Annotated in this window: 15 protein-coding genes and 2 pseudogenes; 12 read left to right on the top strand and 5 right to left on the bottom strand. The window is 68.5% G+C overall.

Translation table 11 applies throughout. From position 1 onward, the window contains the following. The first annotated feature begins 427 nt into the window (after nt 1–427). Entirely contained in the window at nt 428–937 is a 510-nt protein-coding gene (locus ACWDO5_RS14935) for a hypothetical protein (protein ID WP_450530691.1), read from the top strand. Between the two features lie 393 nt (nt 938–1,330). Then, nucleotides 1,331–2,464, top strand: coding sequence for a hypothetical protein (locus tag ACWDO5_RS14930; protein WP_450530690.1), 1,134 nt, complete (start codon nt 1,331–1,333; stop codon nt 2,462–2,464). A gap of 530 nt (nt 2,465–2,994) precedes the next feature. Here ACWDO5_RS14930 and ACWDO5_RS14925 read toward each other — a convergent pair. Beyond that, nucleotides 2,995–4,449, bottom strand: a complete 1,455-nt coding sequence (locus ACWDO5_RS14925) for an MFS transporter (RefSeq protein ID WP_450530689.1) — start codon at nt 4,447–4,449, stop codon at nt 2,995–2,997. Nucleotides 4,450–4,850: 401 nt separating this feature from the next. Beyond that, complete coding sequence (locus ACWDO5_RS14920; protein ID WP_450530706.1) at nt 4,851–6,491, bottom strand: substrate-binding domain-containing protein; 1,641 nt, start codon at nt 6,489–6,491, stop codon at nt 4,851–4,853. 504 nt (nt 6,492–6,995) lie between these two features. On the opposite strand from ACWDO5_RS14920, the gene ACWDO5_RS14915 reads away from it, so the two are divergent. From ACWDO5_RS14915 to ACWDO5_RS14890, 6 genes and pseudogenes are all read left to right on the top strand, one after another. Next, complete coding sequence (locus ACWDO5_RS14915; RefSeq protein WP_450530688.1) at nt 6,996–8,609, top strand: protein kinase domain-containing protein; 1,614 nt, start codon at nt 6,996–6,998, stop codon at nt 8,607–8,609. A gap of 40 nt (nt 8,610–8,649) precedes the next feature. Further along, a complete protein-coding gene (locus ACWDO5_RS14910) occupies nt 8,650–8,880 on the top strand; it encodes a CopG family transcriptional regulator (RefSeq protein WP_450530687.1) in 231 nt (76 codons plus the stop codon). Next, complete coding sequence (locus tag ACWDO5_RS14905) at nt 8,877–9,290, top strand: DNA-binding protein (protein WP_450530686.1); 414 nt, start codon at nt 8,877–8,879, stop codon at nt 9,288–9,290. The genes ACWDO5_RS14910 and ACWDO5_RS14905 overlap by 4 nt, the downstream gene beginning before the upstream one ends. Nucleotides 9,291–9,440: 150 nt before the next feature. Beyond that, nucleotides 9,441–9,648 (top strand): annotated as a pseudogene (locus tag ACWDO5_RS14900) (hypothetical protein). Nucleotides 9,649–9,730: 82 nt separating this feature from the next. Beyond that, a complete protein-coding gene (locus ACWDO5_RS14895) occupies nt 9,731–10,006 on the top strand; it encodes a hypothetical protein (protein WP_450530685.1) in 276 nt (91 codons plus the stop codon). A 603-nt stretch (nt 10,007–10,609) separates the two neighbouring features. Further along, a complete protein-coding gene (locus ACWDO5_RS14890; RefSeq protein ID WP_450530705.1) occupies nt 10,610–11,236 on the top strand; it encodes a precorrin-8X methylmutase in 627 nt (208 codons plus the stop codon). A gap of 31 nt (nt 11,237–11,267) precedes the next feature. On the opposite strand, the gene ACWDO5_RS14885 is transcribed toward ACWDO5_RS14890, so the two are convergent. The 3 genes from ACWDO5_RS14885 to ku form a co-directional block, all read right to left on the bottom strand. Beyond that, nucleotides 11,268–12,002 carry a cobalt-precorrin-6A reductase gene (locus ACWDO5_RS14885; protein ID WP_450530684.1) on the bottom strand — a complete coding sequence of 245 codons (735 nt, stop codon included), beginning with the start codon at nt 12,000–12,002 and terminating at the stop codon, nt 11,268–11,270. Between the two features lie 10 nt (nt 12,003–12,012). Further along, entirely contained in the window at nt 12,013–13,224 is a 1,212-nt protein-coding gene (gene cbiE / locus ACWDO5_RS14880) for a precorrin-6y C5,15-methyltransferase (decarboxylating) subunit CbiE (RefSeq protein ID WP_450530704.1), read from the bottom strand. Between the two features lie 232 nt (nt 13,225–13,456). Next, nucleotides 13,457–14,521 carry a non-homologous end joining protein Ku gene (ku, locus tag ACWDO5_RS14875; protein WP_450530683.1) on the bottom strand — a complete coding sequence of 355 codons (1,065 nt, stop codon included), beginning with the start codon at nt 14,519–14,521 and terminating at the stop codon, nt 13,457–13,459. A 49-nt stretch (nt 14,522–14,570) separates the two neighbouring features. On the opposite strand from ku, the gene ligD reads away from it, so the two are divergent. The 4 genes and pseudogenes from ligD to ACWDO5_RS14855 form a co-directional block, all read left to right on the top strand. Further along, nucleotides 14,571–15,476: a non-homologous end-joining DNA ligase gene (ligD, locus tag ACWDO5_RS14870; protein ID WP_450530682.1), complete on the top strand. Its 906-nt coding sequence runs from the start codon at nt 14,571–14,573 to the stop codon at nt 15,474–15,476. After that, a complete protein-coding gene (locus tag ACWDO5_RS14865) occupies nt 15,473–15,904 on the top strand; it encodes a hypothetical protein (RefSeq protein WP_450530681.1) in 432 nt (143 codons plus the stop codon). Before ligD ends, ACWDO5_RS14865 begins: the two co-directional genes overlap by 4 nt. Nucleotides 15,905–15,999: 95 nt before the next feature. Further along, nucleotides 16,000–16,902, top strand: a complete 903-nt coding sequence (locus tag ACWDO5_RS14860) for an ATP-dependent DNA ligase (RefSeq protein WP_450530680.1) — start codon at nt 16,000–16,002, stop codon at nt 16,900–16,902. An 83-nt stretch (nt 16,903–16,985) separates the two neighbouring features. After that, nucleotides 16,986–17,078 (top strand): annotated as a pseudogene (locus ACWDO5_RS14855) (SMI1/KNR4 family protein); the annotation flags it as partial. Nucleotides 17,079–17,307 lie beyond the last annotated feature (229 nt).

The following is a 17,307-nucleotide window of genomic DNA, read 5'->3' as shown; positions in this document are numbered from 1 at the left end:
TGTCGTCGATCCGAATGCCTTGTGGACGCTCACGTAACGTGCTGCCAGAACTGGGCGCGGCGGATGCGCCGGTCGATTGGCTCGGGACTCCCGGCGGGCGTTCTTGTCGGGGCAGAGCACCTGGCGAATCTCTCTACGGCGGAGAGGGGCTCTGTGTAACGAACCTCGTGGACGGGCTGTAACCCGGGCCCGTCTCAGTTTCCGTCTCATTCACGACCGTACAGAACCGTCCACCGCGGTACGGCGAGACTGGTAGGGCGCCGGCGACGAACCGGCATGCACGCCGCTGAACGGCACCGGAAGATCGCCAGCGACCCACCAACAGACTTGGAAAGCGGGCGACTTCCGCCGTCTCTCTATCGGTCGGGCCCCCGAGCCTCCGGGATGGGGCACCGAGGCCACGAGGGTCACCGCGGTAATATCCAGGGTGCCCATTCCCTGGAGATCCAGCGCCGAAGCGTTCGCCCAGACACTGAGACACCGTGGGGTCGAGCCCGACGCCGTACGCAACGTCGACGCCGCATGGGATGCCTTCGGCGAGTTTCTCCAGATCGAGATCGAAGGGATCGAGCGGCCCGAGAACGACGGCGACGGCTTCATCGCCGAATGGGGCAGGTGGGACTGGAACGACGACCAGCCTGCGCTGTCTTTCGGGCGACTGCTCGCGGTCAACGACGCCGGCGACCGTGCCGATCCCTACTGGCAGCCGGAGTACTGGAAGGTGGAGCTGCAACTCATCTTCAAAGAGGACCCGGCATGGGCTGATCTCGACAGCATCGGCTCTCAGGACACCGGGTTCGACTACGACGAGATCGGCGCCCCCAGGACTGCCGCACTCGGAGAGATACGCCGCTTCATCGAGTCCTACCCCCAGCTGGCAGCCATGTGGCGAGCCGAACCCACCCGCAGCGACTTGATGCTTGACCGAGCCGGGTAGGCCCCCGCGCCCGATACAGCAACCGCAGCAACCGTCACCGCAGCCGCGTGCCACAGCCGTGCCAGATGCAGGGGTCAGCCAGGGAGGTCGAGGCACGCAGTGCCGGGCCCCGCGAACGCCCCCTCGAACTGGACGTCGACCGACTCGCAGTCCAGGTGCTCGGGCAGTCAGCCGCCACAGGCGTGTGCCGAACAGGGTGCTGGCGTTGCCGGTGCGGCCCCATGTCACCCCGTTCGGCAGGGTGCCGCCGTTGCCGGGCTGCGGCGGAACCGCCCAATGGCTGACGTCTTGTCACGAGCCATTCGTTCCTCCGCCGTCCGGCAGCCGGGGCATGGCCACTTATGATCCGAACCCTAGAACTCGCCATGATCAGCCGGCTCTAGGAGTCTTGTCATGTCCTCCGATCGACAGACCACCCGCCGTACCCTTCTGCGCATGCTCGGCGTCACAGCGGCAGCCGCAGCGACCCCGCTGGCGGCCCTTCCCGCCTGGGCCGCTACTGACTCCGCGACGTCGACGCCGGCCACCGATCCCATCCGCGATGAAATCGTCAAACTACCCATCGTCTTTGGGGGCGCCGACTTCCCCGAGGTCGTCAACGGCTCCTACCAGGGCCCCAACCTGGTCGAGGCAAGCGGCATCGTCGCCAGCCGACGCTATCCCGGCGTCCTGTGGATCATCCGCGACGGCTACCCGTTCGACCAACCCGAACCGGTCCGATCGCGGTACCGCAACGCCCTGTACGCGATCAGTTTCAATCCAGGAACCGGACAACTGCGGCGCTGGCCCGCCGATGTACCGTCCACCTACTGCGACGGCTACCTGCGCTACGTCCCGATGCACGACCTGGACGGCAGCGTGCCACGGATGGTGTCCGAGGACATCGCACTCGTCCCTTCCATGGGCAACGCACCCGACACCCTGTGGTGCGGGGACATTGGCAACAACAACTACGGTCGCCATCCCGGGCGGCTGTGGCGGTGCTCGGAACCAAATCCCTACACCGACCCCGATGTGACCCTGGACGGCCTTCTGACGTACTGGACAAACCCCGACCACAGCGCTCCACAGGCCAACTGCGAGTCGCTGCTCGCCCTCGACGGGTCGCTCTACCTGATCATCAAGGGCATACCTGACGGCACCGGGCTCGCCGTCGGCCAGGTGCTCCGGCTGCCGCAGCAACTCGGGGTAACGGTCGACGCGGTGCCGGTCGCCCAGCTGCAACCACCAGCCGGTGTCGCCTGGCACCCCAGCGCCGCCGACCTCGACCGTGGCTCACTGCTCGTCAGCACAGGCACCCAGTGGATCCGCTACGAGGCGCACCACACCCTGACCGGAGACGCACTCATCCAAGCACTCGCCGCCCAACCGCCAGTCGCCTACGGATTCTGGAATCCCGATGGCACGCAAAGCGGTAACGAAGGCATCGCCTGGCTACGGACCGGCGCGCGCCGCGGGTTCATGGGAGCCGCTGAACCAGGCGTCCTGCGCTGGTGGCCCGGCGACCGCACTGTTGCGGCTCGCTGATTCTGGCTCTGGCGCGGACTTCGTGAGTCCCGATGCGGACGGTTACTGACGCTCTCCGTTTCAACCGTCCAGCGCGCGCGGGCCAGTGCAAGCCCATGCCGGACTCAGCAACAACCTTCTCTGCGGATTTCTCCGTCCAAGGACGAGCACCGTAGTCTCATCCACTGCCATTCGTGTAGCGGGCTGGAATGGGGGTGGGACGGTCTTTTGCCGGGCCGTCTCACGAACGTGTGTGCGGCCGGTCGGCTGCCTGGCCAGCATCACAGCAAAGCGCCCTCCCAGGCCGTGGTGGGGCCGTAGGAGGGCGCTCAGTGGTGACCAATGCTGACAACCTGCGACAGCTCAGCCGCTCGTCAGCGGGTTGATCGGCAACTTAGTCGCAGGTCACGGCTGTTGGCCGTCAGTTGTCGCTGTTGCCGGCTCGGTCCCCGGCGGACCCAGTTCTTCGCGACTCAGGCAGCTGTTCGCAGCGACCGACTATCGGAGTCGCTGCGAGCCGCTTTCCTCGTCCAGGCAGGTCCTGGACGCTGTCAGCAGCGACGGGTCTGGTATGGCACGGGGGCGGGTTCCGGTTCGGGCGGTGTCGGGCACCGGCTCAAGGCGACGAGGAAGGTCAGCACGATTCCGCCTGCCACGACGAAGAGGGTGGTGCTGATCCCGTCGGCGGTGGCAATTCGAAGCTGTTCACCGGAGAGGCCATCGAGGCCGGCAGTCGCTACCAGGACGAGGATGGCGAGGCCGACAGCTGCGCCCGCGCCTGAGCCGGTGGCGGCAATGCCGGAGGCGATGCCTTGTTGTCGGTCGGAGATTCCGGTGGCGGCGGCGATGAACATGGTGGTGAAGACCACCCCGTCGCCGATGCTGAGCACCACGAGGCCGGGGACGAGTTCGATGTATGTGCCGTTCGGCGAGATCGCAAGGCCGAGTGCGACCGCACCGAGCGCACCGACGGCGAGGGCTGCGGCCAACGTGCGCCTGAGACCGAACCGCGTCACGAGCTGGCCTGCGGTTGTCGAACCGGCCACCACCACTGCCGTGGGGATGAGGAAGCCGGCGCCGGTCTGCAAAGCGTCGTAGCCCAGAATGTCCTGGAAGTAAATGGACAGGAAGTAGAGCACGGAGCCGAAGGTCGCCATGAACATGAACGCGATGACGACGCCGGTGATCAGGTTGGGGTTGGAGAGCAGCCGGGGTGGCATGAGCGGGTCGTAGCTGCGCCGCTCGATGATGACGAAAGCTCCGATCAGCAGTAGGCCCGCCGTTGCGCCAACCAGGATGCCCGGCGAAAGCCAGCCCAATCCGGGGCCTTGCACGAGGGCGAACACGATGAGTGTGATACCGAGAGTGACGCTGAGCGCACCGGGTAGGTCGAACTTGCGGCCTTTTTCGCGTTCACCGTCCCGGGGGATCAATACGAAAGCAAGCAGCAGCGCAGGGCCGGCCAGGGCGACGTTGACGAGGAAGACCGCTTCCCAGCCGAACGCCTGCGTCAGAAGACCGCCGAGCAGCACACCGATGACGAGTCCTGCCGCGCCTGCCCCTCCCCAGATTCCCAATGCGCGGTTGCGGGCGCGGCCTTCGACGAAGGTGGTGCTGATGAGCGCCAGGGTGGTGGGGAAGACGAGGGCTCCGCCGAGACCTTGGAATGCGCGGGCGGCGAGGAGCATTCCGGGGCCGGTCGCCAGTCCTCCCGCGAACGCTGCCCCGGCATAGAGTGCGAGGCCGGTGGCCAGGATGCGGCGTCGTCCGAGCAGGTCGGCGGCACGCCCGCCGAACAGTAGGAAGCCGGCCGAGGCTACTGCATAAGCGCTGATGACCGACTGGAGCGTCTGCGCGGAATAGCCAAGGTCGCGTGCGATGTCGGGGAGTGCCACGACCACGATGTACTGGTCGAGCGAAACGATCAGCATGGCGAAGGACAGGAGCGCCAGCATCGCTGTCTCACGGTTCCAACCGAGGCTGCCGGGCGCAGATGATGTCTCCATGGGGCGCACGGCAGCACTCCTGATGATCGGTCAAGGCTGCGCTTACGGCCTGCCGGGAGGAAGTCCATCTGATTCGGGGCGCGCGGGCCTCGCCGAGAAGGACGGTTGCCAAGACCCTATACGGCTCGCCCTCACCAATCCCGTCAACGACCCACGCTCGTCAGACGGCGCTCACGCGCCCCGGTCTTCGAAGCCATCTCACTTGGCAAGTCTGCGGGTAGCAGATCAGGGTGCAAGCGATGCTGACGAAGGCTAGGAAAAAGTCGGCCAACGGACCAGCGTGATCAACCCGCTGACCTGCGAAAGTGCCAGACATCAAGAGCCGGACCCAGTCCCACTGGGTCCGGCTCTTTGTCGTTCGCCATCACTGATTGCGCGTGAGTGGCGTGCGAGTCTTCAGATCAGAGGAAACGCTTGAGCCACTTGATGATTTCCTGCCGTCCCTCGGCCGTCTCCTGGTGAGCGACGTCGTAACGCAGCAGTTTCCAGCGCTCAGGATGTCCGAGGCGTGCGTACACCTCGTCGAGTTCCCGCTCGATCTTGTCCAGCCCTTCGGCGGGCGTCAGCGGGTCGAGCCGACCGGCGAGGCCGAGGTGCGCACGCGGCGCGATAAGCGAGTTGATCTGCGCGGTCGTGAAGTGGTTGAGCAGGTCGGGCACGTAGTAGTACAGGCCGTGCAGTGAAAGGTTCTTCTGCGCCAGCAAGGTGTGGGCATCCGTGAGGCAACAGATGTCGACCGTGACCTTCACGCGCTCGTCAAGCGCGGCCAGATACCAGGCCGCCGTGCTGCCCATCGAGATCCCGAGAGTGCCGAGGCGATCGGGGTCCACATCGCGTCTGGCAGCCAGGAAGTCGAGCGCACGGATGCTGTCGTAGACCATCATTCCCCACAGCACCTGCCCCTCCCACAGCATCGCCTTGAACATGTCGTTCTCCGACGTGTGGCTCCGCTCGCCGAACACCCAGGTGTCGATGCAGAGCGCGACGTACCCCAGATCTGTCAACTCCTTGGCGTACGGCACGGGCTGCAAGTAGCTGCGACCGTTGACGAACTCCTCCTTCCCGATCTTGTAACCCCCGCCGTGCGAGTGGTTGAAGAGAATTCCGGGGGCACGGCCGTGGCTCACCTTTGGACGAGCGAGATAGGCAGGCACGTTCTCGATACCGTTGAGGTCGAGGTCCCACGTTTCCAGGATGTAGCCGTCGCGCTCTGTTTCGCTGCGCTTCTTGCCGCTGATCGGCCGTCTGCGTGACGGCAGGTTGCCGAGCAGCCCGTAGAGTTCCAGCCGCCGGGCAGCGGGACCGGCGAGCTTCCTGGGGCTTTTCGCGGCGGCCGCCGGAGCCCCGGCCAGCGTGGTCGCCGCGGCGGCGCCGGCGATGCCAGTACTGGCGAGCAGTGTACGGCGGGTCAGGTTCCTTGCCATTGAGTGTCCTTTCAGGACGTCGGGGACGGTTTGGTTCCTGTGCGAGGCCTTCCGGCAGCAGCTAGCTGCCGTCGCCGGTCGTAGCAATCTGGCGACTCTTCGTGATGCCGTCACCCATCGCCGGCGACGACGCCCATACCAAAGACTTGGGCCCACGAGGATGCGCTGGTTCACACGGCTGCCGGCGAGCCGTTCAAGCAACAGCCGTGCGCCCAGCCGTCTCAGTTCGGCTCGGAAGACCTCGACGGTGGACAGCGACGGGTGAGTAAGCCCGCCAGCGTGAGTGTTGCCATTCCCGACGACCGCCACGTCGTCGGGGACGTCGATCCGGCGCAGGTACTCCTGAACCAACTGGACCGAGGTCACCTCGTTTGCGTTCCAGGAGCTGACGGATTCATTGACGCTGAGATTGACGACATCCTCGGAGAGACTGGGCCGGGGCTTCGGCCTCGGGCCGGCGGCGCTGGACTGGGTGGGGGCGATCGTGGCGGTGATCAGGTTGTCTTCACGATCACGTTCCTGTTCTCTTCTGGGTGCGGACGCGGATCGCGGTCCGAGCGCTTCGTGTATCGGCGATCGGCATTGTGTGACCGTAGAAAGGGAACATTCGTTGGTCATCACGGCCGGATTAAGCGCGAGTTAAAGTGGCGGGCGTGGTCGTAGCCCATGGCGAGCGGGGTGGGCTCGGTGAAGGGCAGTCCGAGCAGCTCGACGCCGACTGGCATGCCGTCGGGAAGCGCTCCTGCCTTCGTCCCGCTCCGGCCCGGCCGCTGGCCGCACGCCAACGGCGAAGGGGCTGATGAGGGATGAACCGGCCGCGGCGTGATCGGCGGCGTCCAGTTCCTGCTGTGCTGAAACCGGACGCCGCCGCCGGCTGTTACGGGTTGCCCAGCGCCTGGCCAACCTCGGCCAGGCGGTCCACGTAGACCTGCGCCATCCGGCCGTCCTTGCTCGGGCCGACGTTGCACGGGTACTGGTAGCCCTGGTCCCGCTGGTGACCGGAGCCTGACGCGTCCTTTCTGCCCCGACTTGATCAGGAGAAAGCTTCAACTGGCAGAATTACAGTTCTGAGATGATCGATCAGCCGGTGCTGTACGCGGTGCGCAAAGGGGAACGGTACTGATGAGCGGGGATGACACGGGAAGCACGGACGTGGAGCAGTCCGTGGGAGCCGGGCGCTACATACTGCGCGGGCTGCTCGGCCAGGGCGGCATGGCGTCGGTATATCTGGCGCACGACACAGTGCTCGAACGGCTGGTAGCGGTCAAGGCGCTGCACTCCGACCTCAGCAGGGAGCCGATGTTCCGCGAGCGGTTCCGCCGCGAGGCGCGGGCCGTGGCCAAGCTGAACCACGTGAACATCGTGTCCGTCCATGACTCCGGCGAGGACACGATCGACGGTGCGGTGGTGCCGTACATCGTGATGGAGTACGTGGAGGGCAAGCCCCTGCGGTCGGTACTCAAAGAGGATCAGGCCCGGTTCGGCGCGATGCCGGCCGAGAAGGCACTGAAGATCACCAGCGCCGTGCTGGCCGCGCTCGCCGAGAGCCACAGCATGGGCCTGGTGCACCGGGACATCAAGCCGAGCAACATCATGCTGACCAACCGCGGCGTGGTGAAGGTGATGGACTTCGGCATCGCTCGGGCCGTCCAGTCCGACGCCACCTCGGTGACACGGACCGGCGCGGTCGTCGGTACTCCCCAGTACCTCGCACCGGAACAGGCGCTGGGACAGGGCGCCGATGAGCGGTCCGATCTCTATTCGGTGGGCTGCACGCTCTTCGAGTTGCTGGCCGGGGTGCCGCCGTTCACCGCGGATTCGGCACTGGCGGTCGTGTACCAGCACGTCCAGGAAATCCCCCCTGCGCCCTCGGAGTTCAACCAGGCGGTGCCGTCGGCACTGGACTCGCTGGTCGCGCGGTCGCTGTCGAAAGATCCCGCGGAGCGCTTCCCGACGGCGGACGCGATGCGGGAGGAGACGGAACGGATCGCGGCCGACGAGTTCGGTGGCGTGACGACGCCGCTGATCACCGGCGAGGCGCCGGGCAAGCGAGCCGACGGTGAAGAGGGCGATTCCGCGGCCCTCGTGCCGGTCGACAACGGGGCGCCGGACCCGCCCGCGCCGGACAACCCGTCCGCCGACCATGGGCGGTCGGCCCCGCCGACCGGCACCCGGCGGTACACGATGCCTCTGACGCCCGTCGCTCGTCAGAGCGGCGGTGGGCTGAGAAGGCGGGCCCTCCCGATCGGATCGGCGGCCGCCGCCGCGGCAGCCATCGCCCTGCTGGCCGTTATCGCCATGAACACGGCAAGCAACGCCAACAAAGCCGGCGCCGACGAGGCCGGACGTACCGGCGCCTCGACCGCGTCCGCTTCGGGTCCGTCCGCTGCGGCCCCTCCCGCGACCGGCTCGGGTCCGGCCGCGTCCAAAACGGCCACGGGGCCCTCCCCGTCCACCGGCCAGACAGACCCCGGCCGCACCGTCCGCACATCGACGTGCACCAATACGACCGGCGCGAACGAGGACACGGACATCTTCCCCGACTTCACCCTGAAGGACATCAACTCGGTGGAGACCTGCATGAAGACAGCGGGCTGGGACTACCAGATCCTAGACCGGAACGAGCAACTTCACAGCAAGGGCACGGTGTTGTCCACGAACCCCGCGTCCGGCAGCGACTTCGACCCGGAGGGCGACAAGATCACGGTCACGGTGTCCACCGGCGGGAGCGGCTGAGGTCGGTGGACGCGTCGCCGACCCGAACCCCTCGATCACTATGCCCCGCGACATCGCCGAGGCCGCCCGAGCCCGCAGCGGCCCCTCCGGTCTGTCCGCGTACGTTGCCGCGGCCGTCGCCCGCCAGATCGAGCGGGACAACCTGAACGAGCTCATCGCAGTCGCCGAGGCCGAACACGGACCGATCACCGAGGAAGAGATCCAGGCCAAGCGCGAGCAGCTCCAGCGCGCCCGCGAGCAGCAGCGGTCCGGTGGAGCGGACACCGCGTGACGCGATCTCCCGCAGTACCGGGCGGCACCCTGGTCCTCGACAGCGAAGGGCTGGCGAAGGCTGTGCTACGCGATCGCGACGTCACCGGATGGCTCGCCCTGGCCCGGGCGGACGACATGCGTGTGATCATCAGCGCGGCCACCCTCGTCGCAGTGGTCCGCCCAAGGATCAAACGCCCGGCCCTCGAATGGACCCTCTCCCGGATCGTCGTCGAGCCGGTCACGGAACCCATCGCCCAGCACGCCGCGGCTCTCCTCGCCGACGCCGGCCTGCATGGACACAAGTACGCCATCGACGCCATGCTCTGCGCCACAGCCCTCGCAGCCGCCGGACCCGTGACCGCGCTCACCTCCGACGCCGAGGACCTCACCGCCCTGTGCCGCGACCGCATCACCCTCATCAAGATCTGACACCCTCGAGGGCGGCAGTCGTGGCCCCGTGGGCTATTCCTGGTCCACTACGCTCCGTAGTCATGGAGGACGGCATCCGCCGTGCCCGTACTGCCGCCCTGAAACCGATCTCGGCGTGCTGTGACCGGCCACGCGACGCACCCTGGACACATGGCCGCACCTCCACCAGTGATCTACCCGCCGTCGCCGGCGGGCGAACGACGCGTGCGGGTGGATGGCGAGATCCTCGGCCTGGCCCACAGCCTGCGCGACGTGACCGGGTTCCTGCGACGCGCGGCTGGAGGACATCGACGAGACCGCGATGGAAACGTCCGCGCTCATCGAATGGCGAGGCGGAGGGCCCCACATCTGGAGGTGAGCTCATGAAGCTCCGCAAGGTGACAGCCGGGTGGGGGGAACCACTCCAGCCGCCACCGGGCTACTTCGGCCCCGGAGGGAGCATGCCTGATGAGGCGCAGCGACGCCTCATCCTCGACTGGGCGGTGAGCCAGCGGATCGCGAGCGGATGGCGCGTGGAATCCCGCTCGGAGACCCAGGCGGTGCTGGTCCGTGGTCAGCCGGTGAACCATGTGCTGCACGCCGTCCTCAGCCTCGTGACCTGCTTTCTGTGGGCCATAGTGTGGGTCATTCGCATGGCGACGAACCGGGTCGAGCGGGTCGCCCTGACCGTCGATGCGCAGGGGCACGTCGTCGCTGTGCACGCTCCGGTTTCGTAGGCCGGCACGCCCTGCTCGTCCGTTCGCATCCCACCGATCCCGATCGGAGCGACGCCTACTTGTGGCTCGGGCCCGGGCCGTACGGCGGATTGGTCAGGGCGCCGTACGGGCCGGGCCGTACTGGGGCGGGTCAGGCCGTGGGCATCAGGACGCGGGGGGCTCCTTCGTCGGGTGGAGGAGGGACGATCGCCTGTGGGCGGGGCGTGGGCGGTCAGCGGCCTGTTGGGCCGACCGCCGTTGCGGTAGGGGGGCGGCTTGTCCAGGGGATCCGGATCGTCCCGGGACAAGTCGGCGTAAGAGCCGTGCAGGCTGTGTTCGTTGGGCAGCTCGGGTTGACCTGGCGACTCGGGTTCGCCGGGCGACTCAGGAAGGAGTCGGCCTCTCGGGAAGTCCCTCCAGCCTCCACTCCTCCGGCGGCGGATACGGCCGCCTGGCAGAGCAGTAGGACCGCGAGCAACAGGGTGCACAGTGCGGCGCGTGCGTCCGCTGCGGCGGCCTCTACGAGAAGTCAGCGGGGGGAGTTGCGGGGTGCCGGGCCGCGTATGCTCGCCGCCATGCCGGCCGCGCCGGCCGTGACGCGTTGACGAGATGAGCGAGAGCACAGTGTTCGAGTACGAGAAGGACGGCGCGGCGATCTACCGCCAGTCCTTTGCCACCATCCGCGCGGAAGCGGATCTCGCGGGGCTGCCCGCCGATGTCAGCCGGGTCGCGGTCCGGATGATTCACGCCTGCGGCATGGTCGACCTGGTACGCGACCTCTCGTTCACCCCGGACGTGGTGGCCCGCGCCCGCGCGGCGCTGCGCGCCGGCGCGCCCGTCCTGTGCGATGTCTCCATGGTCGCCAGTGGGGTGACCCGCAAGCGGCTGCCCGCGGACAACGACGTGGTGTGCACGCTGTCCGACCCGTCGGTCCCGGGCCTCGCGGCCGAGCTCGGCACCACTCGTAGCGCCGCCGCCCTGGAGCTGTGGCGCGACCGCATGGAGGGCGCGGTGGTGGCCGTCGGCAACGCGCCCACGGCTCTCTTCCGACTGCTGGAGATGATCGAGGAGGGCGCCCCGCGTCCGGCGGCGGTCATCGGAGTGCCGGTCGGCTTCGTCGGGGCGGCCGAGTCCAAGGACGCGCTTGCCGAACACCCCTCGGGCCTTGATCACTTGGTGGTGCGCGGACGCCGGGGCGGCAGCGCCATGGCCGCGGCCGCGGTCAACGCTCTTGCGAGCGAGGAAGAGTGAGAGGAAGAGAGAGCGGGCCTGGGCGTCGCCGTTATCCGGAGAACTGACGCAGCCAGGCAGCCGCCTCGTCCACGGTGAGCGCCACCGGGACACCGTCCGGGACCGGCGGTCGCCGGACCACCACCACCGGCAGTCCGGCCTCGCGGGCGGCGGTGAGCTTGGCGGCAGTGGCGGCCCCGCCGCTGTCCTTGGTGACCAGGACGTCGATGCGGTGGCGGCGCAGCAGTTCACGCTCGCTGTCGAGCGTGAAGGGGCCCCGGTCCAGCAGCACCTCCGTCCGGGACGGCAGCGGCGGCTGTGGGGCGTCCACCGACCGCATGAGGAACCAGAGTTCGTCGAGGCCCGCGAAGGCGGCGAGGCCCATCCGGCCGGTGGTAAGGAAGACCCGCCGGCCGAGAGCGGGAAGCATCCCGGCGGCCTGTTCCAGGGAGCCGACGATGCGCCAGTCGTCGCCCTCGCCCGCCACCCAGCCGGGCCTGCGCAGGGCCAGCAGGGGAAGATGGGCCGTGCCGGCGGCCGACGCCGCGTTGAAGCTGATCGTCCCCGCGAAGGGATGGGTGGCGTCGACGAGCGCGTCCACCCGGTGTGCCCGCAGCCACTGCGCCAGGCCCTCGGCCCCGCCGAACCCGCCGATGCGGACTTCGCCCGCGGGCAGCCTGGGGCCGGCGACGCGTCCGGCGAGCGAGGTGGTGACCCGCGCGGCTGGATGCAGGGACTCGGCGAGGCGGCGGGCCTCCGTGGTCCCACCGAGTATCAGTACGTGCATCGGGCGCCGGTCATCGTTCGTCTCCCGACTTGGTGACAGCCCACTGCGTCACGGGCATGGCCTGCCGCCAGCCGGTGAAGCCCCCCACCGGCACGGCGTGCGCCATCGCGAGCCGTACCAACTCGCCGCCCCGGCGCCGGTACCAGTCGGCCAGCAGCGCCTCGGACTCCAGCGTCACGGTGTTGGCGACCAGCCGCCCGCCCCAAGGCAGCGCCTCCCAGCACGCTTCGAGCAGTCCCGGCGCGGTCAGCCCGCCACCGACGAACACCGCGTCCGGCGTGGCCAGTCCGGCGAGCGCCTCGGGCGCGGTGCCGGTGACGACCCGCAGCCCCGGCACCCCGAGCCGGTCCGCGTTGTGGGAGATGCGCTCGGCCCGGGCCGGGTCACGCTCGACCGTGACGGCCCGGCAGGAGGGGTGCGTACGCATCCACTCGACGGCGACGGAGCCTGACCCGCCGCCGATGTCCCACAGCAGTTCGCCGGGTGCGGGGGCGAGCACGCCGAGCGTGGCGGCCCGCACATGGCGCTTGGTGAGCTGCCCGTCGTGTTCGTACGCCACGTCCGGCAGCCCCGGTACGGCGCCGAGGCGCAGAGCGCCCAGGGCGCGGCGGCAGTCGATGGCGATGACGTTCAGCGGATCGCCGGGCGGCAGGTCCCACGCGTCGGCCGTCCCTTCCGCCCGCTGTTCGCGCTCCCCGCCCAGCTGTTCCAGCACTCGTATCCGGCTGGGTCCGAACCCGTACCCGCGCAGGAAGGCCGCGACGTCGGCGGGCGTCGCGCCCCCGGCGCTGAGGACAAGCAGCCGCCGCCCGTCGTGCAGCGCTGCGCCGAGCCGCGCGGTGGGCCTGCCGACGAGCGTCACGACCTCGGTGTCCTCCAGCGGCCAGCCCAGGCGCGCGCAGGCGTACGACACCGAGGACGGGTGCGGCAGTACTCGCGGCACACCGGCGCCCAGCACTTCGGTGAGCGCCCGCCCGATCCCGTAGAACATGGGATCGCCGCTGGCCAGCACGGCGACTTGGCGCCCGGCGTGGGCCGCGAGCAGCCCGGGCACCGCGGGCCGCAGCGGGGACGGCCAGGCCACCCGCTCACCCGCGCAGGCGGGCGGCAGCAACTCCAGCTGGCGCGGCCCCCCGACGAGGACCTCGGCGTCGAGGAGCGCCTGCTGCGAGGCGGCGGGAATTCCGTCCCAGCCGTCTGCTCCGATCCCTACGACGGTCACGGCCGGTGTGCTGGGGGACGCGGAACTCACGGTCGGACACCTCGGGAACGGAGAAAGGAACGAAGGCGCACTCTACTGGGCGGCCGTTTCGTCCATCCGCGCTGGTGACGAGTCGCAGCGACGGCGTCCGGTCAGGCGCCGGTGGGGCCGCTGGAGGCCGCCTCAGCCCGAGGCGCGAGGGGCGAGGCGCGAGGCGCGAGCTGTCCGCGGCGCGCAGGCGGGCAGCTCGCCCTCACGCGGAGGCGCGCTTCTTCGGGGTCGCCTTCTTGGCCGCGGCCTTCTTCGTGGTCTTCTTCGCCGCGGTGGACTTCGTGGCCGTTGACTTCGTGGCCGTGGACCTGCTCGTCGACGACTTGCTCGCCGTCGTCTTCTTCGCGCTCGCCGCCGTCTTCTTCGCCGTCTGCGCGGTGGACTGCTTCGCGCCCGTACCTTCACCGCCCGTCGATTTCGGCGAAGCCGCCGCCCGCTTGCGCCCCTTGATCGAGGTGACCTCGGCGACCTCCTCGCCCTCCTCCCCGCGCGCCTCCTTCGCCGCCTGAACGCTCTTCTCCAGCGCGGCCATCAGGTCGATGACCTTGCCGCCCGCGCGCTCCGCCGGCGTGGTCTCGGGAGCCACCTCGCGGCCCTCCACCTTCGCGGCGATCATCGCCTCCACCGCCGCCCGGTAGTCGTCGTGCAGCGAATTCAGGTCGACCTCGCCGAGCGTGTCCATCAGAGCGTCGGCCAGGTCGAGTTCCGCCTCCCGGACCGTCACCTCGGTGTCCGGGGCCGCCTCCCGCGGCGAGCGGATCTCGTCCGGCCACAGCAGCCCGTGCATGGCGACCACATCCTCGACGACGCGCAGCATGCCGAGGCGCTCCCGGCCGCGCAGCGCGAACTTGGCGACGGCGACCTTCTGGCTCCGCTTGAGCGCCTCGCGCAGCAGCGTGTACGGCTTGGCGGCCGGGACGCCGTTGGGGGACAGGTAGTACGCCGCGTCCATCTGAAGGGGATCGATCCGCTCCGCCGGCACGAACGCGACGATCTCGATCGTCTTCGCCGTGGGCAGCGGCAGGGCCGCGAGATCCTCATCGGTGATCGGGATGATCGATCCGTCCGCGTCCTCGTACCCCTTGCCGATCTCGGAGGCCGACACTTCCTTGTCCTCCAGCTCGCAGACCTTGCGGTAGCGGATCCGGCCACCGTCGACGGTGTGGATCTGCCGGAAGGAGATCGAGTGGTTCTCGGTGGCGTTCACCAGCTTGATCGGAATGCTGACCAGACCGAAGGAGATCGCGCCGTTCCATATGGATCGCACGTTTCCTCCCTTTCATCCGAAATTCCGAGATTCGTGGGATTCTCATCGTATGACGCCGATCACAAAGGTGGAGGGGCGGCGCCTGGCGCTCAGCAATCTGGAGAAGGTCATCTACCCCGCCACCGGGACCACCAAGGGCGAGATCCTGCACTACTACGCCACCACGGCCGATGCGATCCTCGCCCATCTCCACAACCGTCCGCTGTCCTTCCTGCGGTACCCGGACGGGCCCGACGGCCAGCTGTTCTTCACCAAGAACCCGCCGCCGGGAACGCCCGGCTGGGTCCGGACCGTCGCCGTCCCCCGTTCGGAGGACAAGAACGCCCGGCAGGTCGTCGTACAGGACCTCGCGTCGCTGATGTGGGCGGCGAATCTGGTCGTGGAGTTCCATACGCCGCAGTGGCAGGCGGACGCACCGGCGGTGGCCGACCGCATGGTCTTCGACCTCGATCCGGGCGCCCCCGCGACGATCGTCGAGTGCTGTTCCGTCGCGCTCTGGCTGCGCGAGCGGCTCGCGGCCGACGGACTGCACGCGTATGCCAAGACCTCGGGCTCCAAGGGGCTGCATGTCCTCGTCCCGGTGGAGCCGACCCCCTCCGAGAAGGTGTCGGCGTACGCCAAGAGCCTCGCCGTCGAGGGCGACGCCGCGCTGCCCGGCCTGATCCTGCACCGGATGAAGCGCTCTCTGCGGCCGGGCAAGGTCTTCGTCGACCACAGTCAGAACGCCGCCGCGAAGACCACCGCCGCCCCCTACACCCTGCGCGCCCGCACCGAGCCGACCGTCTCGACGCCCGTCACCTGGGAGGAGATCGAGGCGCACCAGAACCTCGTCTTCCGGATCGGCGACATCGCGCCACGGCTCGACCGGCACGGGGATCTGCTCGGCCCGCTCATCAATCCCAACCGGGCCGGGCGGCTGCCGGCCGGGCCGCTGCCGGCCGGGCCGCTGCCATGAACGCCCCCAGGCCGCCCCTGAAGGTCGCACTCGCCGAATCGGTGAGCGTCCTGCCGCGCGGCCGTGGTCTCTCTTCGAGCGGCGTCGCATTCCTGCGGGTACGCCGATCCTGCTCGTCTGTCCTGCATCCAAGCAAACCGAAGCTGGATGCCGCGGAGATCATCCACGCACTGCTGGAGCTGAACCGGCCGTTGGCCGAGCGGGCCGGCATTGCTCCAGTTCCACTGTTCCTGAGAGCGGCGTTACCTGAGGCCCGCCGCAAGCTCCGTACGAGCCGCCAGGAGTGTCGTCAGCTCCAGGACCAGGTCGACGCGGCGGCCACGGTGATCACGGCTCTGCTGGCGGAGAACGCCGTCCTTCGCGAACAGCTCGCCAAGCGATCAGCCGTCGTCATCCCCCTCGACCGCGCACACGCCGCCCGCGAATGAGGCTCACGTGACTGTTGAGGCTGTCCCAGTGACAGGCCAACGAGGACAGCGAGCCTCTCCCTACCCTGAGGGTCACGCGGGTTGAACCTGGCTGCATGGATCAGAGCTCGCCGAGAGTAGCCCTTCGACCACCAGTCGACGTCATGCGCCCCCGGCCGGCGGACGAGATCCCCGAGCATGGCAGCACACCTGGGGGCTTTCAGTACTCCCTCAAGCTCGATGGATTCCGGGCCCTCGCCTTCATCCTCGATGGCGGAAGGGTCTTGTTGCAGTCACGCTCACGAAGGGACCTCTCCAGAGAATTCCCCGAGATTGCCGCATACCTGCGAGATCACTTGCCACCCGGAATCGTGTTGGACGGTGAATTGTGCGCCTACCGCGAGGGGCAATTGAGCTTCACCGACCTGCTCCGGTCCCACAGTGATCGCGAGCGGTTGGGAGTCCCGGTGTCCTACATCGCGTTCGACATCCTCGCTGTCCCGGGCCGGGACGTCAGGGCCCTGCCCCTGAGGGACCGGTGGGAGCTGCTCGGAGCGGCGCTGCGGGACGTCGACCCACCCCTTCAGCGTGTGCTGGCAACGCTGGACGAGGAAACAGCCCACGCCTGGTTTCGCGACATGAGAGCCGTGGGCGTCGAAGGGATCGTAGCGAAAGCACTGAACTCGCCCTATCGGGCAGGAGGAACCTGGGCCTGGAGGAAGATCCGGCATTCCGATACGCGGGACGGCGCGCTACTCGGCGTTTTCGGCCCGGTGGAGCGACCGCGGGCACTTCTTGTCCAGCTTCCCGATGATCGAACCGTGAAGACGTCGCCTCGCTTGACCCCGATGCAGTCACGGCAGGTTGGCGAGCTGGTACGCGGTCGCTTGGGAGAGCTGACGGACCACCCGGACCACGGGCCCGTGCGGATACTCACCGAGCCTCTCCTCGTTGAACTGCGCCAGGCGGCCGGACGCCACGAGACCGCCCGTTTCGTACGCGTACGGCCCGATGGGTGAGCATCGGCTTCGTCGACCTTCACGAATGGCGGAACGTTGCGAGGGACGAGAGAAGAGTTCACACGGACTCCCGCACAGCCCGCCTGCGGCGCAAACTGGCCCAGATCCCGTTCCAGCCGCTGCGCAGTCACTCCTTCGGCGAAGAACGCCACACATTCCAACTCAGCCCCCGGCTCACCCTCGTAGATGAGCCTGGGTGAGCCGCTTTTCAGGCAGCCGAACCGTCGCAGATGGGTCACCTTCACCGGGCACTTCAGCGGGCGGGTCTATTGAGACACCACGCCTCCAGCGCGCATGTCGTCGCCGCTAAGCTCCCCGCCGGCAACGCGTCGTGCAGCTGGTCTCGACCCGCCTACTCACTTTGAGGCGACCGCTCTGGCCACGGGCCGCGCCAAGTGCCGCGGG

The sequence above is a fragment of the Streptomyces sp. NPDC000880 genome, from assembly GCF_053599675.1.
This window is presented reverse-complemented; position numbering and strand designations above follow the sequence as displayed.

Bases quoted from the DNA above. Each gene is read 5' to 3' on its own strand.
- ACWDO5_RS14915 (WP_450530688.1), top strand. From the start codon at position 6,996: ATGAGCGGGGATGACACGGGAAGCACGGACGTGGAGCAGTCCGTGGGA.
- ACWDO5_RS14930 (WP_450530690.1), top strand. From the start codon at position 1,331: ATGTCCTCCGATCGACAGACCACCCGCCGTACCCTTCTGCGCATGCTC.
- ACWDO5_RS14885 (WP_450530684.1), bottom strand. From the start codon at position 12,002: ATGCACGTACTGATACTCGGTGGGACCACGGAGGCCCGCCGCCTCGCC.
- ACWDO5_RS14895 (WP_450530685.1), top strand. From the start codon at position 9,731: ATGCCTGATGAGGCGCAGCGACGCCTCATCCTCGACTGGGCGGTGAGC.
- ACWDO5_RS14910 (WP_450530687.1), top strand. From the start codon at position 8,650: ATGCCCCGCGACATCGCCGAGGCCGCCCGAGCCCGCAGCGGCCCCTCC.
- ACWDO5_RS14860 (WP_450530680.1), top strand. From the start codon at position 16,000: ATGGATCAGAGCTCGCCGAGAGTAGCCCTTCGACCACCAGTCGACGTC.
- ACWDO5_RS14920 (WP_450530706.1), bottom strand. From the start codon at position 6,491: ATGACCAACGAATGTTCCCTTTCTACGGTCACACAATGCCGATCGCCG.
- ligD (WP_450530682.1), top strand. From the start codon at position 14,571: ATGACGCCGATCACAAAGGTGGAGGGGCGGCGCCTGGCGCTCAGCAAT.
- ACWDO5_RS14865 (WP_450530681.1), top strand. From the start codon at position 15,473: ATGAACGCCCCCAGGCCGCCCCTGAAGGTCGCACTCGCCGAATCGGTG.
- ACWDO5_RS14925 (WP_450530689.1), bottom strand. From the start codon at position 4,449: ATGGAGACATCATCTGCGCCCGGCAGCCTCGGTTGGAACCGTGAGACA.